General features: G+C 28.7%; 22 protein-coding genes. 13 read left to right on the top strand and 9 right to left on the bottom strand.

Annotated elements, in window-relative coordinates:
* Positions 1 to 10: 10 nt before the first annotated feature.
* Positions 11 to 1027 carry a CapA family protein gene (locus GQX97_RS00525; RefSeq protein WP_157150020.1) on the bottom strand — a complete coding sequence of 339 codons (1017 nt, stop codon included), beginning with the start codon at positions 1025 to 1027 and terminating at the stop codon, positions 11 to 13.
* Positions 1028 to 1232: 205 nt separating this feature from the next.
* Between GQX97_RS00525 and GQX97_RS00520 the strand changes: the two genes are divergently transcribed.
* Entirely contained in the window at positions 1233 to 2408 is a 1176-nt protein-coding gene (locus GQX97_RS00520) for a peptidoglycan DD-metalloendopeptidase family protein (RefSeq protein WP_157150019.1), read from the top strand.
* Between the two features lie 905 nt (positions 2409 to 3313).
* Here GQX97_RS00520 and GQX97_RS00515 read toward each other — a convergent pair.
* The 4 genes from GQX97_RS00515 to rsxE form a co-directional block, all read right to left on the bottom strand.
* Positions 3314 to 4201 (bottom strand): DUF58 domain-containing protein, encoded by an 888-nt coding sequence (locus tag GQX97_RS00515; protein ID WP_157150018.1) that lies wholly within the window; start codon positions 4199 to 4201, stop codon positions 3314 to 3316.
* A gap of 567 nt (positions 4202 to 4768) precedes the next feature.
* Positions 4769 to 5590, bottom strand: coding sequence for an RnfABCDGE type electron transport complex subunit B (locus tag GQX97_RS00510; RefSeq protein ID WP_157150017.1), 822 nt, complete (start codon positions 5588 to 5590; stop codon positions 4769 to 4771).
* 33 nt (positions 5591 to 5623) lie between these two features.
* Positions 5624 to 6205 (bottom strand): electron transport complex subunit RsxA, encoded by a 582-nt coding sequence (gene rsxA, locus GQX97_RS00505; protein WP_157150877.1) that lies wholly within the window; start codon positions 6203 to 6205, stop codon positions 5624 to 5626.
* A 2-nt stretch (positions 6206 to 6207) separates the two neighbouring features.
* On the bottom strand, positions 6208 to 6855 hold the full coding sequence (gene rsxE, locus GQX97_RS00500; RefSeq protein ID WP_157150016.1) for an electron transport complex subunit RsxE: 648 nt from the start codon (positions 6853 to 6855) through the stop codon (positions 6208 to 6210).
* Between the two features lie 626 nt (positions 6856 to 7481).
* On the opposite strand from rsxE, the gene proB reads away from it, so the two are divergent.
* The 4 genes from proB (at position 7482) to secG (ending at position 10792) form a co-directional block, all read left to right on the top strand.
* Complete coding sequence (proB, locus tag GQX97_RS00495) at positions 7482 to 8627, top strand: glutamate 5-kinase (protein ID WP_157150015.1); 1146 nt, start codon at positions 7482 to 7484, stop codon at positions 8625 to 8627.
* Between the two features lie 658 nt (positions 8628 to 9285).
* Positions 9286 to 9606: an Asp-tRNA(Asn)/Glu-tRNA(Gln) amidotransferase subunit GatC gene (gene gatC, locus GQX97_RS00490; RefSeq protein ID WP_157150014.1), complete on the top strand. Its 321-nt coding sequence runs from the start codon at positions 9286 to 9288 to the stop codon at positions 9604 to 9606.
* A 27-nt stretch (positions 9607 to 9633) separates the two neighbouring features.
* Positions 9634 to 10368 carry a signal peptidase I gene (lepB, locus tag GQX97_RS00485; RefSeq protein ID WP_157150013.1) on the top strand — a complete coding sequence of 245 codons (735 nt, stop codon included), beginning with the start codon at positions 9634 to 9636 and terminating at the stop codon, positions 10366 to 10368.
* An 85-nt stretch (positions 10369 to 10453) separates the two neighbouring features.
* The gene (secG, locus tag GQX97_RS00480; protein ID WP_157150012.1) at positions 10454 to 10792 is read left to right on the top strand and encodes a preprotein translocase subunit SecG; all 339 of its coding nucleotides are present in this window, start codon (positions 10454 to 10456) and stop codon (positions 10790 to 10792) included.
* Positions 10793 to 10860: 68 nt separating this feature from the next.
* On the opposite strand, the gene GQX97_RS00475 is transcribed toward secG, so the two are convergent.
* Entirely contained in the window at positions 10861 to 11370 is a 510-nt protein-coding gene (locus GQX97_RS00475; RefSeq protein WP_157150011.1) for a GNAT family N-acetyltransferase, read from the bottom strand.
* A 33-nt stretch (positions 11371 to 11403) separates the two neighbouring features.
* Positions 11404 to 12597 carry a recombinase RecA gene (recA, locus tag GQX97_RS00470; protein ID WP_157150010.1) on the bottom strand — a complete coding sequence of 398 codons (1194 nt, stop codon included), beginning with the start codon at positions 12595 to 12597 and terminating at the stop codon, positions 11404 to 11406.
* A 204-nt stretch (positions 12598 to 12801) separates the two neighbouring features.
* Between recA and GQX97_RS00465 the strand changes: the two genes are divergently transcribed.
* The 7 genes from GQX97_RS00465 (at position 12802) to GQX97_RS00435 (ending at position 22698) form a co-directional block, all read left to right on the top strand.
* Positions 12802 to 13767, top strand: coding sequence for a DUF3089 domain-containing protein (locus tag GQX97_RS00465; RefSeq protein ID WP_157150009.1), 966 nt, complete (start codon positions 12802 to 12804; stop codon positions 13765 to 13767).
* 21 nt (positions 13768 to 13788) lie between these two features.
* The gene (locus GQX97_RS00460; protein ID WP_157150008.1) at positions 13789 to 15183 is read left to right on the top strand and encodes an MATE family efflux transporter; all 1395 of its coding nucleotides are present in this window, start codon (positions 13789 to 13791) and stop codon (positions 15181 to 15183) included.
* Between the two features lie 78 nt (positions 15184 to 15261).
* Positions 15262 to 17226, top strand: coding sequence for a methyl-accepting chemotaxis protein (locus GQX97_RS00455; protein ID WP_157150007.1), 1965 nt, complete (start codon positions 15262 to 15264; stop codon positions 17224 to 17226).
* Positions 17227 to 17638: 412 nt separating this feature from the next.
* Positions 17639 to 18199 (top strand): hypothetical protein, encoded by a 561-nt coding sequence (locus tag GQX97_RS00450; RefSeq protein ID WP_157150006.1) that lies wholly within the window; start codon positions 17639 to 17641, stop codon positions 18197 to 18199.
* Positions 18200 to 18378: 179 nt separating this feature from the next.
* Complete coding sequence (locus tag GQX97_RS00445; RefSeq protein ID WP_157150005.1) at positions 18379 to 20655, top strand: heavy metal translocating P-type ATPase; 2277 nt, start codon at positions 18379 to 18381, stop codon at positions 20653 to 20655.
* A gap of 549 nt (positions 20656 to 21204) precedes the next feature.
* Positions 21205 to 21870, top strand: a complete 666-nt coding sequence (locus tag GQX97_RS00440; RefSeq protein ID WP_157150004.1) for a DUF4405 domain-containing protein — start codon at positions 21205 to 21207, stop codon at positions 21868 to 21870.
* 318 nt (positions 21871 to 22188) lie between these two features.
* A complete protein-coding gene (locus tag GQX97_RS00435; protein WP_157150003.1) occupies positions 22189 to 22698 on the top strand; it encodes a chemotaxis protein CheW in 510 nt (169 codons plus the stop codon).
* Here GQX97_RS00435 and GQX97_RS00430 read toward each other — a convergent pair.
* Positions 22695 to 23276, bottom strand: coding sequence for a 5-formyltetrahydrofolate cyclo-ligase (locus GQX97_RS00430; protein ID WP_157150002.1), 582 nt, complete (start codon positions 23274 to 23276; stop codon positions 22695 to 22697). The genes GQX97_RS00435 and GQX97_RS00430 overlap by 4 nt on opposite strands.
* Positions 23277 to 23288: 12 nt before the next feature.
* Positions 23289 to 24032, bottom strand: coding sequence for a PilZ domain-containing protein (locus GQX97_RS00425; protein WP_157150001.1), 744 nt, complete (start codon positions 24030 to 24032; stop codon positions 23289 to 23291).
* A gap of 178 nt (positions 24033 to 24210) precedes the next feature.
* Here GQX97_RS00425 and GQX97_RS00420 point away from each other — a divergent pair, with 178 nt between their 5' ends.
* On the top strand, positions 24211 to 24621 hold the full coding sequence (locus GQX97_RS00420) for a thioesterase family protein (RefSeq protein ID WP_157150000.1): 411 nt from the start codon (positions 24211 to 24213) through the stop codon (positions 24619 to 24621).
* Positions 24622 to 24634 lie beyond the last annotated feature (13 nt).

Raw genomic sequence — 24634 nt, 5'->3', positions numbered from 1 at the left:
AAAAATAAAATTATTTAAAATATTCTCCGTTAGAATCAAACTTCACACCTGTCTTTGGAAAATCTAAATTTGCATATTCATTCAATTTTTTTATAGCAGTATTAGATGAATCAATACTTGGTATGCCGCCATTTACTAAACGCACAGGTATAACTTTTGCTTTTGAAAATTTTAAATCATCGTCTAAAGTAATTTGTAATATAGCACTAATTCCATTGTTTCCAGATAAAGAGAATTGTCTATATCCAACAAAATTGCCAAGAGAATAAGCTATAAAAGTATTATTATACATTTCCATAGCTCTAAGTACATGCGGACCATGACCAATTACTAAATCAGCACCAGCATCACTGACCGCCCTTGCAAACTTATAAACATCTCCCCTATTCTCTTTATAAAAGTACTCTGTAGTTTTAGGCACTCTAAACATACTGCTTCCCTCAGCTCCGCCATGAAAACTTACAATTAAAAAATCACATTCTTTTTTTGTTTTCTCAACTAAAGCCTTAGCAGCTGCAATATCCTGTATCGCATTATTGGCATAAGAAAAATAATAGAAAGCTAAAAAGCCTATTTTTTTACCCTTAACCTCTATAAAAGAAGCCTGATTTAAAACATTGCCTACAACTTCCATACCAGCTTTTTTTACATACTCTTGAGTTTGACTATAACCCTTAGCACCAAAATCCCTAGAATGATTATTAGCAACAGCAACTATATCAAACCCTGCTTCAGCTATTCTATCAGCCATGTACGGAGGCATACGAAAAGAATATGAACGCTTGCCTGTTTTAGCAGATTTTGTCTCTGAGTTTGCTATAGCTCCCTCTAAATTTGCAAAACTTATATCTGAAGCTTTCAAAAATGATGATACACTTTTAAAAACATCTTTTCCTTCATTGGGGGGTAAATAACTTTTATCTGGATGATCGCTTCCTGTCATAACATCACCTACAAAAGATAGTGTTATTTCAGAATATAAAGAAAATTGAAATAATAATATTAATAATAAAGCAAAACTTCTCATAATAATATGATTTTAGCATAAAAATAAATAAATTCAATATTATGTTTACAATTTATATTAAAAGTTTTTTTATTTTTACCGAATTAGTATAAAGTTAGATAATATTTACAATATATGTACTTGACAATATGTCAAAATTTAGTATTATACTAACTGTTAATTTTTATAATATTATAATCTAAATAAACAAAAAGAACTAATTGCCATGAGAAAATTTAAATACACAAGAGTAAGAAGAAAACAAAATATCATACAAAAAATAAAAAAATATTTAATAGAAGATAGTGATAAAAATCTCTTTCCATACTTTCTAAAAAAATCATTGTTAGTAGCAGTATCTTTTATAATGTTTATAGTTCTAATTAATTTTTTGATACTTGGTGCTAAAAGGAATTCTGATAGTAATTTGTATGCTCAAAATATAGATGATTCAAAAAATACCTCTGAATTATATAGTAAAATAGTAGATGAAGTAAAAGAGATGAAAATAGAAACTAATGATATTGTTGCTGAAGATATAAAAAATATACCAGCAGTTACTTCTACGCCTGTTGCTTCTATAGAAAAGGCTTCTGATGCTTTTTATGATTATTTAGTTTCTGATAACTCACTTGTAAGCGATGGTACTATTAGTCTTAAATACGATGAATATATAATAGAAGAAGGAGACAATCTAACTAGCATTTCAAAAAAGATAGGTGCTAATTTAGATACTATAGTAAGTGTTAATAAAATAAGTAATGCCAACAAATTAAGACCCGGTCAAACAATAATGATACCAAATAGAAATGGTTTGCTTTATATTGTTAAGAAGAATGAAACATTAGAAGAGATTACTGACAGATACGATGTTGAAATTGGCAGAGTATTGAGCTTTAACAAAATAGATAGAGACAACATTAACACTGGTGATGAAATATTTTTACCCGGTGCTAAATACACATTAGATGAAAGAATAGATAAGTTTGGTCAAATGTTTAGCTTACCTACAGTTGTAACAAGAATAAGCAGTGTGTTTGGATATAGAATACACCCAATCACAGGAGTGAGAAGAAAACATTTAGGTGTAGATATACCGGGCGGATTAAACACTCCTATATATGCTGCTAGAAAAGGAAAGGTTATATTTGCAGGATACAGCGGCGGTTTTGGAAATTTGGTTATAGTTCGTCATGACAAAGGATACACTACATACTACGGACACTTAAATAAAATCACTACTACAGTTGGTGCTAATGTGGGCGTTGGTGTAATGATAGGAAGAATGGGAAGCACTGGTAATTCTACAGGAAGCCATTTACATTTTGAAGTGAGAAGAAACGGAGTGGCATTAAACCCTGCTGACTTTATACCTATAGGAAAATTCATTAAAAGAAGATAATTAAAAATAAATAATCTAAAAAATAAAATAAGGAAACAGTAAATAATAACACTGTTTCCTTTTTTTTATATAAAATATAATTATTTCTAAAATACATTAATAAATATTTATGTTGTTTTAATTTTATTGTTTGCATAAGTTTTTTACTCAACTTTTTCCCGCCGCAAAAAGAACCAAAAAGTGCAAACGTTTTAGCTTTGTATGTTTGGAATATATAAAGCTAAAATAATATTTATATTTTGTTATATATAAAAAGCTATACTTCATTAAATGCAGTCCTTTTGCTTCTTTGGGTCACCAAAAGAAGTAGGGGTTCGGGGGCTAGCCCCCGAGAATAAAAAAACATAAAAATATTTTTGAGAGACTTAAAAATTTTTAGTCTATATTAAAATAATTATTTTCTATCAACTTTTTCCCGTAGCAAAAAGTTGCAAAAAGTGCAAATACTATAGCGTTGTATATTTTGGAATATGTATAAAGTATAAGATAATGCATATATTTTAAGTTAAAAAAATGTAGCCTTTTTGCTTCTTTCTAGCAATACCCACAGGCACTTCCTTCGGTCGCCATGAAGGACTCTCTTCGGTCGCAAAAGAAGTGGGGTGCGGGGCAAAGCCTTGCAAATATCTTGATATAAACGAATCATTTTTATATTAAGATATATTAAAAAAATTATTGTTCTTTTTCCCGCAGCTCGCGGTGCGGACTTCGTCAAAAGAACCAAAAAGTGCAAGTTAAGAAAATAATACTAAATCATATTCATTATTTTTATTGTAAGACAACTTATTAATTCACACTATAATTATTATGTTGACTTAATAAAATACAGCCCATAACGAAACATATTATAACAATATGAATTTCTTTTATAAACTACATGATTCTACTAAACGAGCAAAAAATAGCTATCTTCTTCTCTTGATAAAAAATTTCATGACATCGTTAATATAATTACTAGATGTGTCTAATACTATATTTTCTATAGAGTTTCTTTTCAAAAACTGTAATTTATCTTCAAGCATTTTGCTCTGCTCATTGATATAAGCCTCTCTCACATTCTTATTGCCCATATCAAAATAAACATACTCATCATTCTCTAAATCTGATAAAACTAACGTACCAAGCAAATGAGGCATTTCATATTCTAATCTATCATTAACCAAACACACCACAAAATCATTTCTCTTTCTTGTAATGTCTATCTGTTTTTTCGGCAAATCAGAACATGCATCAGTTATAAGAAATGTAATACTGTCTCTTTTTTGTATCTTATTAAAATATTCCAAAGCATTAGCAATATTAGTTTCAGCACTTTTAGGTTCAAACTCTATAAGCTCTCTAATAATTCTAAGCACATGATTCTTTCCTTTGTTTAGAGGAATAAGCTTTTCAATGGTATCAGTAAATATTAAAAGCCCAACTTTGTCATTGTTTTTAAGAGCAGAAAAAGATAGTAAAGCACTAAGCTCCACAATGAGATTATGTTTAGTTTTTGTAAGTCCAAAATCAGTAGAAGCAGAAAAGTCGGCTAATATAACAACATTAAGCTCTCTCTCCTCTTTAAATCTCTTAATAAAAGGCTCATTATACCTAGCACTCACCTTCCAATCCATAGCCCTCACATCATCACCAATATTATACTTTCTCACCTCATCAAACTCTATACCATGCCCCTTAAAAGCAGAATGATACTGCCCAGCAAAATAAGAGTTTACTATACGCGAAGTTTTTATTTCTATTTGCCTAACAGATTTTAGTATATCTTTGGTTGTTATAGTGCTATCTCTAAACATATTTATTTCCTTTAATGTTTAAACTATACAAAAGATTTGAGGTTTTGTCAATTTTTATTGTTTTTTCCCTAGCAAAAAGACTGCATTTTATAAAGTTTAGCTTTTTATGTATATACAAAATATTAATACTGTTTTATATATTCCAAAGATATAAAACTAAAGCATTTGCACTTTTTGCAACTTTTTGCGGCGGGAAAAAGTTGAATAAAATAATAATATAACAAAATATAGTTATTTTAGAATATACCAAAAAATTTTAACTCTTTTATTTTAGTTATTTGCAGGGGCTAGCCCCCGCACCCCACTTCTTTTATTGGTATAAAAGAAGCAAAAGAACTGCATTTAATGAAGTATAGCTTTTTATGTATAGATAAAAACATCTTATATTTATATTTGAAAACATACAAAGTTAAAACATTTGCACTTTTTGCGTCGGGAAAAAGTTGAATAAAATAAAAATTATAAAATATATTTATTCAATCACATAATAACTTCAATCAATATAAAAAAACAAGGGCACACTTTCTTCAAGCATCCCCTTGTTAATTTATTATTAATGTTTATTGATTACAGATTAACTACAGAATTAACTCTCTCGTCAGTAATAGCCTTAGTAGGACATTTAGCTATACTCTCTTCTGTAATAGCATAATCCTCATAATTAACTATAGCCAAATTATTGTCCATTCTCATGCCGCCCTCTTTAGTGTTCTTCACACAAATACTGCATCCTATACAAGCCCTATCACAAGACTTTTTAGCAATAGGACCTTTGTCTTTAGATTTACAGTACACATGAAACTTTTGAGCTACAGGGTGAATCTCTATAAGCTTTTGAGGACAAGCCTTAACACAAGCATTACAAGACACACATTTATCTTCAACAATTACAGGCATACCAGTTTTTTCATCTTTTATAATAGCACCAAAATCGCAAGCCTTCATACAATCATAAAGACCAACACAGCCATAAGTACAATCCTTATTTCCTCCCGCCATAACAGCAGAAACACAAGTTTGAGCACCATTATAAACCTGATTAGATTTAGCTATACCATTATGCCCATGACAAAATATATAAGCCCTAGTTCTCTCTTTTTGAGGCGGAGTAACCTTGCCTAAATATTTAGCAACAGCCTCAGCAGTAGGAGCCCCACCCACAGAACAGCCATCAACAGGAGCTTCATCAGCAACTAAAGCCTTAGCAAATTGAGCACAGCCCGGATAACCGCATCCGCCGCAATTAGCACCCGGAAGCATCTCTGTAAGTTCAGTAACCCTCTCATCAACCTCAACTCTAAAGATTTTAGAAGAAAATATTAATAAAACAGCCAATATCAAAGCTATTAAAGCTGAAGATATTGAAGCCACTAATATAGATGTAACCATTTTTACTATCCTTTAAAAATAATCTCACAAATATCAGATTTTTATGATACCTGAAAAACCATAGAATATAAGTGCTAATATACCAGCAGTAATGAAAGGCATAGCAGGACCTTTAAAAGCCTCTGGTATGTTTGCATTAGCTAAACGCTCTCTAATGCTAGCCATTATAACCAATGCCAAAGTAAAACCAACTCCAGCACCTAAAGCAAATACTATATTCTGTATAAAATTATATTTGTATAAAACGCCAAACAAAGCTAAACCTAATACACAGCAGTTAGTAGTAATAAGCGGAAGATAAATACCTAAAGATAAGTATAAACTTTCGCTAGTTTTCCTTACAACCATCTCTACAAATTGTACTAAGGCAGCTATTACTATAATAAATAAAATAGTTTGTAAAAACTCAATTTTAAAAGGCACCAATATATAATATTGTATCATCCAGCTAACAGCAGCAGTAAGCACAAGTACAAATGTAACCGCAATACCCATACTCACAGCAGAATCTAATTTATTGGAAACACCTAAGAAAGGACATATTCCTAAAAACTTAGTTAATACAAAATTATTAACTAATACAGTAGCAACAAAAAGAAGTATTAAATTCATAATAATTACCTCACTCTAGCATCTATAGTTCTTTTGATAGCTATTAATACTCCCAAAGTAAAGAAAGCGCCCGGAGCTAATATCATAACTATCCAAGGAGTAGTAATTTCGTTATATGCATTCAAAGCAAAAGGCATAGCAGATTCAACAAAACCTCTTACAGTGCCAACGATGTCAAATCCAAGCCAAGTACCATTACCTAAAATCTCTCTAATAGAACCTAATAATAATAAAGCCATAAAGAAACCTACACCATTACCCAAAGCATCAAAAATACTAGGTATAACACCATTCTTATTAGCAAAAGCTTCTGCTCTACCCAATATTATACAGTTTACAACGATAAGTGGTATATATGGTCCTAATGCCAATGATAAAGTGTAAAACTTAGCTTTCATAACAATATCAGTTAAAGTTACAAAAGCAGCTATTACTACAATGTATCCCATAATTCTAACTTCATTAGCATAAATCTTTTTTACTATAGAAATTAAAGCTGATGAACAAACAAGTACAAATATAGTAGCCACAGACATGCCAATGGCGTTCATAACACTATTTGTTACTGCTAAACTAGGACACATTCCAAGAATCTGTACGAAAGTAGGATTATTTTTCCATACTCCATCAATAAAGACTTTAGAATTTTTCATAATTAATTCTACCTTGATTTAATTAAAATTATTTTCTCCTATTCTAACATATATAAGTATAATTTCAAGCATAGAGAAGTCATTTAGAGGGTTGTATATGTGAGTTATGCTGTGCGTACTTTGTCAAAGTTTTTATCCTACTTGTACGCTTCAAAAGGCGGCTAGTACCAACAAACAAAAAACTTGATTTTTTTAGTATATATTAAAACAGCTATAATTTATGTTTTTGTTTTTATTCAACTTTTTCCCGTAGCAAAAAGTTGCAAAAAGTACAAGTAAGAAAATAATACTAAATCATATCTATTATTTTTATTGTAAGATAATTTATTAACTTACATTCATTAGAATTATTCTGTTAACTCAATAAAATGCAGTTCTTTTGCTTCTTTTATACCAATACCATACCTAAAGATACTTCCTACAGTCGCGGTGCGGACTTCGTCAAAAGAACTAAAAAGTGCGAGTGTTTTAGCTTCATACCTTTGGAACATGTAAATCTAAAATTCTTTATTTATATACTAATTCTTAATTCTTATAAACTACAAAACAACTAAATAATTATTTTTTTCTAAAACATTTATAATTTCAGCTTTATTTTTTTATTTTTTTTTATTATAATATTTCGCATGAAAAACATAGATTTAAACAATATAAAAAGAATAGTTTTCAAATTTGGAACTAATGTATTAAGAAATGATGAGGGATATATTTCTTTAGCTAGAATATATTCTTTTATAGAGGCTATAGCTAAATACAAAAAAATGGGCAAAGAAGTTTTGATTGTTACATCTGGAGCTGTTGGGTTGGGAGCGAAAAAAATTAATGCAGCAGATTTAAGCGAGGTATCACTAAAACAAGCATGTGCCGCAATTGGTCAATCGCAGCTTATGTCTATTTATGAGGACGGCTTTTCTAAGTTTGATATCGTTACAGCACAGATTCTGCTTACAGAAGAAGATTTCTCAAACAGAAGAAGATATTTAAACCTCCGCTCTACATTAGACACATTATTAAAATATAACGTAATACCTATAATAAATGAAAATGACACTGTTTCTAGTGATGAGCTTAAATTATTATACGATGTTACTCAAATAAGTTTTTCTGACAATGATAAACTCTCTGCTTTGGTTGCTAGTGAGCTTGATGCTGATTTGCTTATAATACTTTCTGACATCAACGGTCTTTATGATGATAACCCTAAAACTAATCCAAATGCCAATTTTATACATGAAGTTTTTGAGGTAACAAAAGAGATAGAAAGTTTGGGGCTTGATGCTTCTACAGGCGGAAGAGGCGGAATGAAAACAAAATTGCAGGCTGCTAAAATTGTTACAAGGTCAGGATGTGCTTTGATTATAGCTAACGGCAAAACTCCAAACATTTTAAATAACATATTTACTACAAAAGAAAAAACTATATTCTACCCCGTAGAAGAAGATAACGAACTCAACACCAAAAAAAGATGGATTGCCTATGCTACTACTATTATAGGAAAGGTGGTTGTTAATGCTGGTGCTAAAAAGGCTATAATAGAGAAAGAATCTAGTCTTCTTCCTATTGGTGTAACAAAGGTTGTGAACAATTTTAAGAAAGGGGACATTGTAAGCATTATAGATGAAGAGGGCGAAGAGTTTGCGAGGGGTATTATTAATTATAACTCTGAAGATACAATTAAGATAATAGGCAAGCATTCAGATTCTATATTAGAGATATTAGGCTACAAGAATTATGATGCTTTAATTACAAGGGACTACATAGTGTTGTTATAAAATAATATAGCTAAACAAGTATATTATTAATAAAAGTTTTTATTTTTATTCAACTTTTTCCCGCGTACGAGCTGTACCACCTTGCCGCACGGTAATGTTATGCTTTAATTATAACTTCTTAGTCGTGCGGAGGAGTGCCTTTTAATGTACAATTAAATTATAAAATTTATAATAAAAATGCAGTTCTTTTATACCAATACCACAGGCACTTCCTTCGGTCGCAAAAAAAGTGGGGTGCTACCCTACGGGCACGCTTCGCAGGGGGCAAAGCCCTGCAAATAATAAAAAAACTTAAAAAATGTTTAACAAACTTGATTTTTTTAATATACACTGAAACAAATATATTTTATTAACTTATGTATATTATATAAATTTTATCAACTTTTTTGTCGCTCTCGCTGTGCGGACTTCGTCAAAAGAACCAAAAAGTGCAAGTGTTTTTAGCTTTGTATGTTGGTAAATATATATAAATAAATGTAAGATATTTTTATCTATACATAAAAAGCTATACTTCATTAAATCACTTCCTCGCAAAGCCTAATAAATATATAAAAACTAAATTTTGACAAAACAAAACTTTTTCAGTATAATCTAAAACATTGCAAAAATATTACTTTTATTATATAGTATTTAAATTATTAAAACTAAGGACTTTTTTATGACAACTAACAAAGAAGAATTAGAAGCTCTTTTATATCAAACTAGATTAAAAATAGATGATAATCAAAAAGATGAAATGTTAAATAGATTAAATAAAGATTTAGCTTTTATAGAAGAACTATTTGAAGTAAATGTTGATAATATTGACCCTTTATATCATGTTATTGATTTGCCTGAATATTTAAGAGAAGATGTGGCTGGTGAAACTTTGCAAAATGAAGTGATAATGGATTTATGCAGAAGCGGTGAATATGGTTATATAGTAGTTCCTGCTGTACCTGCTGCTTTAGAAAATAGCGAACACCAAGCTAAAAAATAATTTATAATAAGGTTTCAAATACTCATAATGAACTATTCTTATGATGACAGAGAAAGTATAAAAAAAGAAAAGAGAAATGCATTAAAAGCAATATTAAAGCCTTTTATATTTATATATTATAGAAGCGACAATTTATTATATAAAACTATAGCTAGGCTTATTTTAGGTTTTATTATAGCATTCATACTCTTTGGAATTATTACACTTTTTGTTCGTTTTGATAAGATGAAAAGTTCCACTATGATGAATACTATTGAACCAAACAAAATGATAATTACTTCAAAATTAAGATATGCCATTGCAATAAACCCTTTTGTATCAAAATTAACAGGAAAAACTATAGTATTTTCAAGACCCGAGAGAGGCGACATAGTTTTTATAGTTGACCCTAGAAGCAAGAAAGAAAATATTTTTAAAAAGTTTATATCATATACAGTTTATTTTTTCACTTTCGGAAATGTTAATATATCAAACACAAGGTATTTAATAAAAAGAGTGATAGGTCTTCCAAATGAAACCATAGAAATAAAAGATAAAACCATATACATAAATGGAACTGAATTAAATGAACCTTGGGCGAATATTGGTAAAGATAATAGAATATTAGAAGGCAATATATCTTCGAGGGATAATTTCGGTCCTTACATTATAGGCTACAATGAATATTTTGTGTTATCAGACAATAGAGATTATGGTTATGACAGCAGAGATTTTGGAAGTATTCATTTCTCACTCATAGACGGAAAAGTGATATCTTATTAAATAAAATGCTTGAAAAATATTATATAGATGCTATAATACTTCAATTAAAAACTGAAAATATAATTTTTTATGAGGATATATATTTATGAATGCTTTACTTACTTTAGGAATAATCGTTTATTCAATAATCTGTGTACTACTACTTTTACTTATCATAATACAAGGCGGTAAAGCAGAAGGTTTATTTTCTAGTGCACAAGCAAATGTACTTGGAAGCCAAAGAGGAAATGCTTTAACTAAAGCAACTACTATCTTATCTACAATATTTATCGTAGGAGCTTTACTTATATCTATGGCTATAAGCACTCAAAAAACTGCTTTCGACCAAACAACTCCTGCTAATGTGCCAACAACACAACCAGCACCGCAGCAAGTACCAACAAATAATGCTTTACAAGACACTAACTTAAATACTAATAATTAATTGATTAATTTAAGAATTTTTAATAATTTAAGAATATTTAATTGTTAAATAAATAATAGAAGAAGTGTTTATATATTATCATAAATATATAGCACTTCTTCTATATTATTATTGTCGTCTATTTTTAATATCTTTTTTTTGCCTGAATCTTTAAATCCATTTTTTAGATAAAATCTTTTAGCCTCTTCATTTTTATCAAAAACATAAAGGCATAAGTTTTTATAACCATTATCTTTCATATATGACATGCAATGATTTAATAATTCAGTTCCTATACCAGAACCTTGATAAATTGGGTGAACGTATAAAGACATTATCTCTCCATAGTCTTCTATGTTATATCTATTGTTACCGCAGGATATAGCACCTATAATATTGTCGTCTAATAGAGCAATATGCACTTCTCTCGTCTTTGTCTTTATACCCTCAGAAAACTCTTCACACCAATCATCTAAATATATCTTTTTTAAAAAATCTTCCGATACAATATCCTTATAAGATTGCTTCCAACATATAGCATGAAGCTTACTTATATAAAATACATCATCTATATTAGCTTTTCTTATAACTAAATTCATATTCTCTCTCGATTTTTTTATTTATTTATCTATTTATTCGTTATAAGCCTCTTCAGCGCTCATTAAAAGGTCAGTATCATCTGCTTTTTTAGAAGCTTTTTCTTCTTTTTTATCTTCTTCCTGATTTTTATCTTCTTTAATAACAGTGTTTTTATTTTCAAGATACTCTTCTAATTTTTCTTTTACCTTATCTACTCCGCCCATATTGAGTGCCTCTCTAATCTGTATCTCAAGCTCCATACGCATTTTAGGATCAGCTGCAAGAAGTTCTCTCACCTTCTCCTTACCCTGTGCAATCTGCTCTCCATTGTAGTAGAACCAAGCACCGCTTCTTGTGATAATTTTTGCCTCCATTGCTAAATCTATTAAAAGCCCCTCAGAAGATATGCCCTTACCGAATATTATCTCTAAATTAACTACTTTGAATGGTGAAGATAATTTGTTTTTAACAACTTTTATTTTTACTTTATGACCTATAGTATCATCACCTTTTTTAATCCATTCAGTTCTTCTAATGTCAAGCCTTACAGAAGAATAGAATTTCAAAGCCTTACCGCCTGTAGTGGTTTCTGTAGGACCAGCACCATAACCAGTGGTAGCAATGTTTTGTCTTAATTGGTTAATGAATATTACAGCAGTATTTGTATTGCTTATTATAGCAGTAAGTTTTCTCAAAGCATGACTCATAAGTCTAGCCTGTAAAGCAATATGAGCGTCCCCTATATCACCAGCAAGTTCTGCCTTTGAAACTAATGCTGCAACAGAGTCCACAACAACAATATCAAAAGCAGTAGAAGACACAACTTTCTCTAATATTTCAAGAGCCTCTTCACCTGAGTTTGGCTGAGAAATATATAAATTGTCAGTATCAACGCCCAAAGCATTAGCATACGCTGGGTCAAGAGCATGTTCAGCATCTATAAAAGCAGCATAACCTCCAGCCTTTTGAGCTTCTGCTATGATGTGTAAAGTAAGTGTAGTTTTACCTGAAGCCTCATGCCCGTAAATCTCTATTATTCTTCCGCGAGGAACTCCCCCTACTCCTAAAGCATGATCCAAAGTTAATGCCCCAGTAGAAATAACATCAACATTAACAGTTTTATTGCTTCCAAGCCTCATAAAAGAGCCCGGACCGTATTTTTTATTTATTTGGTCGGTAATAGCTTCTATAGCCTCACTTTTACCGTCTTTTTTTATTTCAACTGTTTCTTTCTTCTTAGTAGCCATATTCTCTCCAAAAAATTATTAACTTAAATATCATTTATAAAATTTATTATATTGTACAAAAATACATTATTTTGTCAAGATATTATTATAAATAAAACTAAAAAATAATTGTTTTATACAAATAAAATTATTTAAAATATAAAATTATAATTTATAATATATAGCAATTAAAAATAAAGAAAGTTTATTTAAGGAAATTTATTTATGAATAGATTGTTATTATTACTATTATTAAGCATTTTTATATATAGTTGTAAAGAAACTAATATAGATTATTCTAATAAAAATAATTGGCTTAAAATATCAGAAGACCAAAATAAAGAAGTTGATGTATTTTATTTGTACCCAACAGTATGGTATGGAGAAGGCACTAATAAAGACTTTGTATGTCCTATAGATTTTAAGCCTATGAGAGAAAATGCTACTAATGCATTAATATCTCAAAGCTCTGTATTTGAAGAAATAGGAAATATATATGCTCCTTTCTACAGACAAGCAGATGCTCTTTACATATTAGATACAAACAATAATATAGAAAACAAAGAAAAATATTTTTACGATATACCGAAAAAAGATACAATTGCCGCATTTGATTATTTTATAAAAAATTATAATAACAATAAACCTTTTATATTGCTCGGACATTCACAAGGTGCTATGATGATAAAAGAAATATTAATAGACTATTTCAAAACTAATGAAAACTTAAATAATAGATTGGTTGCTGCATATATTATAGGATATTCAGTTACAACAAATGATTTAATAAAAAACCCTCATTTAAGATTTGCAAAAGGAGAATATGATACCGGAGTAATAATTTCTTATGACACAGAAAGCTCAGCATTTAATGGTTATAACCCTACTCTTCTTGAAGGAGCTATAGCTATTAACCCTATTACATGGACATTAGAAGAAGATGAAGCTGCAAAAGAAAAAAGTTTAGGTTCTTGTTTTTTTGCTGGAACTAATTATAAAGTTGTAAGCAATTTTGCTAGTGCTAAAGTTGACAAAAAAAGAGGCGTTATAAAATGTGATTCTATTAACCCAGATGATTTTTATATTGGCGGCATATTTGAAAGAGGCAATTATCATGTATTCGATATAGCATTATACTATAATGATTTAAAAGAAAATGCTAAAAAGAGAGTTGGAGCTTTTTGGAAATAATAATAAAGGTATATTACATTAATGGAAAATACAAAACAAATAGAATTAGCTACTAAACCAGTTGGAAGATTATTATTCAAATTATCAATACCTGCTATATTGGCACAGATTATTAATGTTTTATATAATGTTGTTGATAGAATGTATATAGGACATATTGAAGATATTGGAGCTATTGCTTTAACGGGTGTTGGGGTTACTATGCCTATAATAATGGCAGTATCGGCATTTGCATATCTTATTAGCATGGGAGGTGCTCCCCGTGCTTCTATTATGATGGGTAAAAAAAGTTATGACAAAGCAGAAGAGATATTGGGTAACTCTGCTATGGCTTTAATAATTATAGCTATCACAATTACTATATTTTTATTAATATTTGCTAAGCCGCTTCTTTTATTTTTTGGTGCTAGTGAAAACACAATTATTTATGCATTGAGATATTTAAGAATATATTCTATAGGAACTATATTTGTGCAATTGGCATTGGGATTAAACGCATTCATTACAGCACAGGGAAAGGCAAAAACCAGCATGTTTACAGTTTTAATAGGGGCAATTTGTAATATAATATTAGACCCTATATTTATATTTGGTTTTAATATGAATGTTAGAGGTGCTGCACTTGCTACCATAATTTCTCAAGCTGTATCTTGTTTGTGGATATTATATTTCATGACTTCTAAAAAAACTTTATTAAAACTAAAAATTAAATACTTAAAAATATCTCCTAATGTAATACTTCCATGTTTAGCATTAGGTTTTTCTCCTTTTATTATGCAATTTACAGAAAGTATTCTATTTGTATGTTTTAATACTTCTTTATTTAAATATGGCGGAGATTTGGCTGTTGGTGCTATGACTATATTAAGCAGTATAATGCAATTTTCTTTTCTTCCAATATATGGTTTAACTCAAGGCTCTCAGCCTATAATAAGCTATAATTATGGGGCTAACAACATTGACAGAGTAAAAAATACTTTCAAAATACTTCTTATAAGCAGTTTAATATTTTCTACTTTAATGTGGGCAATTTCTATGTTTTTTCCATATTTATTTGTTAGGATATTTACAAGCGATGAAACTTTAATTAATTATAGTATTTGGGCTTTAAGAATATATATGGCAAGCTCTCTTATACTTGGGGCACAATCTGCATGTCAGCAAACTTTTGTAGCTTTGGGCAATGCTAAAATTTCAGCTTTTTTGGCAATTTTGAGAAAAGTGATACTCTTAATACCTTTTATCTTTATATTCCCAATATTTCTTGAAAATAAGGTTATGGCTGTAATTTTGGCTGAACCTATAGCAGATGTTATAGCTGTATTAACTACTGTAACTATGTTCTATATATTCTTTAAAAAACTTATAAAAAATATTGAAAAAAATGATAAAAAGTTTAGAATAAAGGCTGCTTAATAGATAAAGTTTATTTTAAAAAAGTAATGACGAAAATATATTAATATGTATTTTTTATAAAATATATTGGAGAGAAGTATGTTTAAAAAATTAAATTTACAGGCAAAAATTAGCGCAGTTATATTAATTCCATTTTTGCTTATGATTATCGTTTCTGGAGCTATTAATGTAAAATCTGTTAGTACTATTACTGAAGATTTATCATATAAAGTACTTGAACAAAGTTCTACAGGTGAAGCCACCATATTACAATTTTTCTTGAGAGAGGAATTATTATACGCTACAGGGCTGCAATATGATGTTGAAACTTTATATAATGATGGTACTAGAACAAGAGTAACATACGAAAATATGATAAGTAATTTCTTAGATAAAATGAATCCAAATGTATGCGGAATGTCTATTACTTTCTTACCAAACTATATGGGTAATGATATAGATTATGCCAATGACCCAAAATATTCTGCTGCAAATGGTCAATTTAGCTATTATATTGCTAGAAGCGGAAATCAAAAAGAATCTAGAGGTTTTACAGCTCAGGAATTAACTGAAGACTACATCACTCAACCATTAGCAACTGGAAGACCTTATATTACATCTATATATGAATATTTATTAGTTGGTACTAAAAAAGAGTTAATTTTTACTTGGTGTCTACCTATTAGAAATAATGGCAACAATATTGGTGTTATTACTGTAGATATATTAGTTTCTTCAATTAATCCTTTGATGGCAAGTATACAGCCTTTTGAAGGTGCAGAAGCTTCTTTATTTGATAGTGCTGGAAATATATTATATGATGCACAAGATACAAATAACGTATCTAAACAGTTATATTCAGCTTACAATTATTATCAGCAATATAATGTATTAGATGGAATTAATAAAGGAACAACAACAAACTTCTCTGCTTATAGTGAAAAATTAAAGAAAAATGTTACATATACATTTGTACCATTAGAACTTACAACTGGACAATATTGGGGATTAAAATTGCTAGTTCCAAATGATGTTATCTTTAGAGAAAGTAATAATATAAGAAACAGAATTATTATTATTTCATTAATTATTATGCTTATAGCATTTATTATTACACCGCTTATAATAAAAAGAAGGGTAAGTAATGTTATTTATCTATTAGCACAGGATATGACTAGATTATCAAATGGAGATATATCTTGGAGCCCGCCTGAGAACTTTTTAAAATCAACTGATGAATGGGGTATTATAGCTAAGGGTATACAAAGTACTATAACTAATCTTAACAAAATAGTTCATACTGTTAAAAACTCTGCTGACCATGTATCTACTGCGGCAAATGAAGTTTTAAGCGGTAATAATGACCTTGCAAGCAGAACAGAAATGCAGGCTTCAAGTTTAGAAGAGACAGCTTCTTCTATGAATGAAATAGCAAGCAACATAAATGAATCTGCTGAGGGTGTATTAAAAAGCTCTCAAATGGTTATGGAAGCTAAAGAATATATAAATAGAGTTGGAAACATAGTTAAAGAAAGTGTTATAAAGATGAATGATGTTAATGAAGCTAGCGGTAAGATTATGGATATTACTAAGCTTATAGAAAATATAGCTTTCCAAACAAACATACTTGCTTTGAATGCTTCTGTTGAGGCAGCACGTGCAGGCGAGCAAGGAAGAGGATTTGCTGTTGTTGCTTCTGAGGTTAGAAACTTAGCACAAAATGCTCAGGAATCTGTAAAAAATATTACTAATCTTATTAATGATAGTAATGATAAAGTTACTTTGGCTACTGAAAGTGTAAAAGAATCTCAAAGCATATTTATAGAATTAGAAGAGAAAATGGATAAAGCAGCAGACATTATGGAAAAAATAAATAATGTTTCTCAAGAGCAAAAAAGAGGGGTTGAACAAATAAACTTAGCTATTATGGAAATGGATAGCTCTGTACAAAAAAATGCTGCTTTGGTAGAAGAGGCTACTGCAGCTTCACAATCTCTATTAGAAGAATCTAGAGATTTAACAAAATCTATTGAATATTTCAAGCTTAGAGAAGAAGAAGAATAATTAAAATAAATTATAAAAATAAAAAGGGTATGTTTATAAATATTGAACATGCCCTTTTGTTATATATAAATAACTTTCAAAACGCACGGTCAATAATCTTTTATTATGTAATAAAAATTGCAATTATTGTTTGATTTTATATTTTAATATACACTGCATGCGGTGATAAAATCAAAAATATATGCAATAATTATTTAAAAATTACTATACCGCACGGTGAGAAAATATAAAAACTTCGCTATATTAAACTCATAATTTCATTAATTTATAAAAATAAACTTACCGTGCGTTTAAATAAAAAATAAATTCTTTTTAAAAATATTTATTATATTTAACAAATAGCATACAAAAATTGATTTTTTAAAAATATGCTATATATTTTGAGTGAATAGAATTAAATCAAGGATAAAAAATGAAAAACAAAATATATTTAATATTAATTGTAATCGCTTTTATAATATCATGCTCAAACAACAACACTAATCCAAATAATGGTAAAGATATAAAAGATAAAACAGAATTAGGCAATGTAGAAACCCCAACAAATGATGGTAGTGGTTCTTCTAATAATGGCAGCTCTGATAATAATACTACAGACAATAATAGAAATAATACAACAGAAAAACCTACCCTTCCTCCACTAGAAAATTATTTATATATGTACAGCGGTGTTGCCAAATATTATGTAAAAACATTAGATGATGCTGTTGTAACTAAACCTACAGATGAAAATATATATGTTGAAATATACGATGATAATTCCATAGTTGTATCTTCAGGAGCAACTTTCTTTTTTAATAATGTACAGATGCCATCAAGCAATGTATATCAATCTACCGAATATTATAATGATGTCACATATAAATTAGAATTAACACTTAATAATGATGGTACTGCAACTCTTAGATTAAGTATAAGAGATAGCCAATACTCATATCATTTTGATGCTGATAAATTAACTAGCTCAAAATAATAAAACTTATTTTTTAAAAATCTGCTGCAAATTTATTGTAGTAGATTTATTTTAAAATACCCCTATCCCCTACTTGAATTTTATTAAAAATATATTATAATAATAGCATTGTTAGACTATTGTAACATTTTATAAAAAATAGTAAAATAAGAATACGTTATATACAGGGGTTTATATATATGAAAATGACTTTAAAAATAGGAGGCATGCACTGTGCTGCATGTTCAAGAGCCGTGGAGAGAGCTCTAAAAAAAACAGAAGGCATTGAAGAAGCTAATGTTAATATAGCTACAGAAAAAGCTGTATTTAACTATGATGAAAAAAAGCTTAAATATGATGATATAGTTAATGTTGTAGTAAAGGCTGGGTATCAAGTTTTAGGGAAAGAGGAAGACCCTGCTTTAGTAAAAGCAAGAGAGATAAAAGAGCAGAAAATAAGACTTATAGTGTCAGCAATATTTTCTATACCTCTTTTTTATATATCAATGGCACCTATGGTAAGCTTAGTAAAATTTCCAATACCTAGCTTTTTGGTGCATCATCTTAATCCTCAAGTTTTCTCTATAGTGGCAATATTTTTATGCGTACCTGTTATGATATCAGGCTATAAGTTTTACACTTTAGGTTTCCCAGCACTTTTTAGAGGAAGCCCTAATATGGATTCACTTGTAGCAATAGGAACAACTGCGGCATTTACTTATAGTATTTATTCTACTGTATTAGCATTTATTGGACTTAATCCTCATGGAGACAATTTTTACTATGAGTCAGCTGCTGTTATAATCACATTGGTACAGTTTGGTAAATATTTAGAAGCTAGAAGCAAAGGAAAGACAGGAGAGGCTATTAAAAAACTTATGGGGCTTCAGCCAAAAACTGCTACCATAATAAAAGATGGCGAAGAAAAAGAAATAAAAATTGCAGATGTAAAAGTTGATGATATAGTATTAGTTCGCCCGGGAGAGAAGATTCCTGTTGATGGTGAAATAATTGAGGGTTATAGCAGTGTTGATGAATCAATGCTTACAGGGGAGAGTATACCTGTTGAAAAGAGTGTGGGAGACAAAGTAGTTGGTGCTTCTATAAATAAAACAGGAAGTTTCAAATTTAGAGCTCAAAAGGTTGGGGCTGATACTGCATTGGCTCAAATCATAAAACTTGTAGAAGATGCACAGGGTTCAAAAGCTCCAATAGCACATATTGCTGATGTTGTGTCATCATATTTTGTACCTGCTGTAATAACTATAGCTTTAATATCTGGAATAGTTTGGTTTATAGCTCTTCACAATTTTGTATTTTCTTTAACTGTATTTGTATCTGTGCTTGTTATAGCATGTCCTTGTGCTTTGGGGCTTGCTACTCCTACTGCAATAATGGTTGGTACAGGAAAAGGTGCTGAGCTTGGAATACTTTTTAAAAATGCTGAAGCTTTAGAAGTTTCTGGGAAAATAAATGCTGTAATGTTTGACAAAACAGGTACTCTTACAGAGGGAAAACCTTATGTTACAGATATTATTTCTGATGATAAAGATAAACTTCTTTTAATAGCGGCGAGTGCTGAAAATGGAAGCGAACATCCATTGGGTGAGGCAATAGTGAGAGAGGCTAAAGAAAAAAATATAAAACTACTTAATATAGAAAATTTCAAAGCAATAGCTGGTTTCGGTATAGAAGTATTTATTGATAATAAAAAAGTTTTAATGGGTAATGACAAACTCATGAACAAAGAAAATATCAATACAGAAAATTATAATTCTCATATGGATAAGCTTTCAAAAGAAGGTAAGACTCCTATGTATGTTGCCTATGATAATAAACTTTTAGGAATAATTGCTTGTGCTGATAAACTAAAAAAAGAAAGCATCGAGGCAATAAACAGACTTCATAAACTTGGAATAAAAACTGCAATGATTACAGGCGACAACAAAAACACAGCTAACTCAGTTGCAAAAGAAGCTGGTATTGATATTGTATTTGCAGAAGTGCTTCCAGAAGAGAAATCTAATGAAGTGAAAAAACTTCAAGAACAAGGTTTTACTGTTGCTATGGTAGGCGATGGTATAAATGATGCTCCTGCTTTAACTCAGGCAAATGTTGGAATTGCTATTGGAAGCGGCACTGATGTTGCAATTGAGAGTGCTGATATAGTATTAGTAAAATCAAACACTAATGATGTTGTAACAGCTATAGAATTAAGCAAGGCTACTATGAGAGACATAAAACAGAACCTATTTTGGGCTTTTTGCTACAATGTAATAGGTATACCAATTGCAGCAGGAGTTTTGCATGTATTTAGAGAGCCTTTAATAGCTTCTTCTATAGGAGGATTTTTAACTGCTATTATGGGTAAAGATTTACTTTTGAATCCTATATTTGCTGCTCTTGCTATGAGTTTAAGTTCTGTTTCTGTTGTTACTAATGCTTTGAGACTAAACTTTTTTAAACCTAGCAAATAAACTTTAATAATTACTTAGTTTTTTTATTCATACTTTACTCCAGAATCTATGTAAATTAGAATTAATTTTAATTTACATAGATTATTTTTTGTAATTTTTTAAACGCACGCAGTGTGAAGCTAATAAATAATAATAGATTAGAATTCAAATTTCATTAAAAAACAAAATTTTATTTACCGTGCGTTAATTGATGTGCAAATTTAATTAACACTTGGGCGGGTGCTATAATTTCTAATATAGCAGTAAAATAAATTTAAATAATAATTTTAAATTAAGCAGAAAATATAAAAGGGCGGGCATTAAAATAAAATCTTAAATCTATTTTTTACTATGCCAAATAAAATATTATAAATTAATAAAAAACTATTTATCATAAATTAATATAGTCATCATAATTTTTTATACAAAAATCATTAAAAAAAGAAATTATAAGAAACTTTTAATCATCTAATTCGTCTAATAAAGTAAATAGCATGCTATATTATCTCTATAAAACATTATTTTATAACTTATAAATTAACTAATTTTGTAATGGGAGGTAAATGATAGATGAAAAACATAATTAAAATACTTGTAGATATAATAATGACTGTTCTTTTTTTTGTTTTACTAGCATATAGTTTCACAGGCCGTACTATGCATGAATATTTGGGATTTGTGATTTTTGCCTTTTTTATACTTCACCATATACTTAATTTAAATTGGTGTAAAAACCTCTTTAAAGGAAAATATAATTTAACGAGATCATTTAATACATTTATAAATTTCATGCTTTTTATATGTATGCTTGGATTAATTATAAGCGGAATATTATTTAATAGAGATATAGTAGAGTTTTTTAATCTTAGCAGCATCAAAGTGCTTAATAAAAAAGTGCATGTAACTTGTAGTTATTGGGGATTTATATTCATGTCTGCACATTTAGGAATGCATTGGGGTATATTTATAAATATAAGTAAAAAATTAATAAATATAAAGAAACAAATATGCATAACAATTGCCTTATTAATAGCTATATATGGAATAGTATCATTTATAAAAAGAGATTTACACAACGTAATGTTTTTATTTACAAGACTTCCAGACTATGAAGAGACTGCTATATTTTTCTTTATGGATCATATTGCAATAATGGGGCTATTTATATTTATTACTTATTATTTATGTAGATTAAGCGTTAAATTAAATAAAACTAATAAAGTATTACAGCAGTAATTTTGCATGTGTTTAGAAATAATTTAATAGTTTATTTTATAGGAGGATTTTAACTACTATTATATTAAAACCTAATTTTTTAAACAAACTAAATTCATACTTACTCCACCATAGGGATAAAATTTTATCTCTATGGTATATTTATAAATACATATATTTTTTAATAATATATACCTCAAAAACATCAAAATACATTTTATTGACTTTTTAATAAAAACGTAATAAAATATAACACTAATGATAAAAACAATATTTATTAATTTTGCAAATATATTTCCGATAATCTAATAACTGCAAAAATATATGGAGGCATTATATATGGCTGAAATAGAACAACAACCTATTGAAAATAATGAGAATAAGGTTGATGTAGAAAATAGTATTAACCTAGTTACTTTTAGATTAGGTAATAATGAATATGCTATAGACATTATGCAGGCTAAAGAAATTATTAAAATGGAAAAAATAACATTAATACCTAATGCCCCAGATTATGTTGAAGGTGTTATTAACCTTAGAGGAAATATTATTCCAATAGTTGATCTTAAAAAGAGATTTAACTTAGAAGAAAATGAGGGCGACAAAAATACTGGTATTATTATAGTAAAAATAGATGATGTAGATATGGGTATTATTATAGATGCTATTTCTAAAGTAGTATCTATTGCTACTTCTAACATACAGCCGCCTCCTCCTATGTTGTCTGGAATAGGTCAAAAATATATTAAAGGTGTAGCTAAATTAGAAGATAAATTATTGGTTGTTCTTGACTTAGAAAAATTAATAGTTGGCGATGATGACGATACAGAAGAAAATATAGAAAATTAAAATATAGCTGTTATTACTTTATTTTCGCTTATTATAATGTCTAATATTTCATCATTATCATCTTTAGGTAAAACAGGAAGTATTTGATAATCGTATGAAAGCCCTATTCTCAGAGCATTTTTATTTTCTTTTAGAATATTATCATAATAACCTCTTCCAAATCCTATTCTATTACAATGTTCATCAAATCCTAAAGCTGGTATTATAAACATTGCTACATTTTCTACATTACAATCTTTACAATGTGCAAATGGCTCACCATTACCAAACTTCGTATTAAAATTAATATCTTTATTATAATCTTCTATATATTTCAATGTCATATTATGATCATCTATTATATATGGAGCTGATACTTTAATATTTTTATTTAAGAGTTTCTCTATGATATTTTTTGTAGGAACTTCATTAGCAAAATCTATATATAAACAAACTTCTCTAAATTTATTTATATCTACTATATTAAATAATTTATTAGTAATTATACTAGCCCTACTCTCTATAAAATTACTATCTAACTTACTTCGTATAAGTTTTAATGATTTTCTTAAAATTTGTTTCTCTTCTTTTATAAGCACTTTAATTTTTAATTATGATGAGAAGTTTTCATCTTCATATTCTATCAATATTTCTTGTAATAATTTATCTCTAATAATCTGGTCAATAATCTTTTGAGAAGCTACTCCAATATCAATAAATTGCACGGCAAAACCTTTAGGGAAATTAGGTCTTTCTGAGCCATTATTGATGAAAACAACTTTAGCCTCAGTAAATAATTTAAAATCCTTAAAAGAAATAGTAAGCCCTAACATCTCACCTTTATTTGGAATATTAATATCAGAGCGAATATAAGCACCATTACCGCTAATAGATAATATATTTCTTTCCATAGTGCCGCGCATTTTATCTTTATAAGCTATTATAACATTTAAAGGCCAATTTACTCTAGAATATTGTCTTCTTTGTGAACTCTCATTATTATTAACATACTGTAAAAGCATATTATTAATATAACTCATCTCAGATTTCTTATTAAAAATTATAGCATAAGGATATTTATTATTATCAAAATCATCTTCAGCTTCTATAATTACTAATTTTATCTGAGGATTAATATCTTTTATTTTATCAGCAAAAAAGCTAATACTATTTTCATCTTTTTCATTATATCTTATCATATAAAAATAAATATCTATATTATTTTTGATAATATATGACATAGATGAATGAGTATCTTTAAAAGTAGTTATATCAAAAGATGCCGAAAGCCCATTTTCATATTTTCCTATAATATTAGAGTCATTCTCTATTAATACAGCCTTTACTTTATCCATTCATTGCTCCTTATATACAACTAAATTAACTATAACATATTTAAATATTTATACAATACTATTATAGTAAAATATTTCTTCTATTTCAAATAAATAACTATTATAATTTTTTATAATTATGTTATAATAATTTTATATTACTCTATAAGTACTATTTTTTAAGGAGAATAGAAAAAATATGCCGCATGTTAATAAAACTGAAATAAGAATAATATATGCTGATACTGATCAAATGGGAATAGTTTATCATGCTAATTATCTTAAATTTTTTGAAATAGGAAGAACTGAGCTTTTAAGAGAATTAGGAATTTCATATAAAGAAATGGAAGCTTATGGTATATATTTACCTGTAAAAGAAGTTTTTATAGATTATAAAATATCAATAAAATATGATGATTTAATTGTGGTTCATACATCTGTAGATAAATTAAAAAATGTTTCATTAAAATTAAAATATGAAATTAGAAACAAGAGTAACCCTGATATACTTCATACAACAGGATATACACTTCATCCTTTTATAAATAAGAATGGTGATATAGTTAAACCTGATGATTACTTATACAATATAATGGCTAAAGGAAAATAAAAAGGATAATAAA

This window comes from Brachyspira sp. SAP_772, assembly GCF_009755885.1.
Classification (GTDB): domain Bacteria; phylum Spirochaetota; class Brachyspiria; order Brachyspirales; family Brachyspiraceae; genus Brachyspira.
This window is presented reverse-complemented; position numbering and strand designations above follow the sequence as displayed.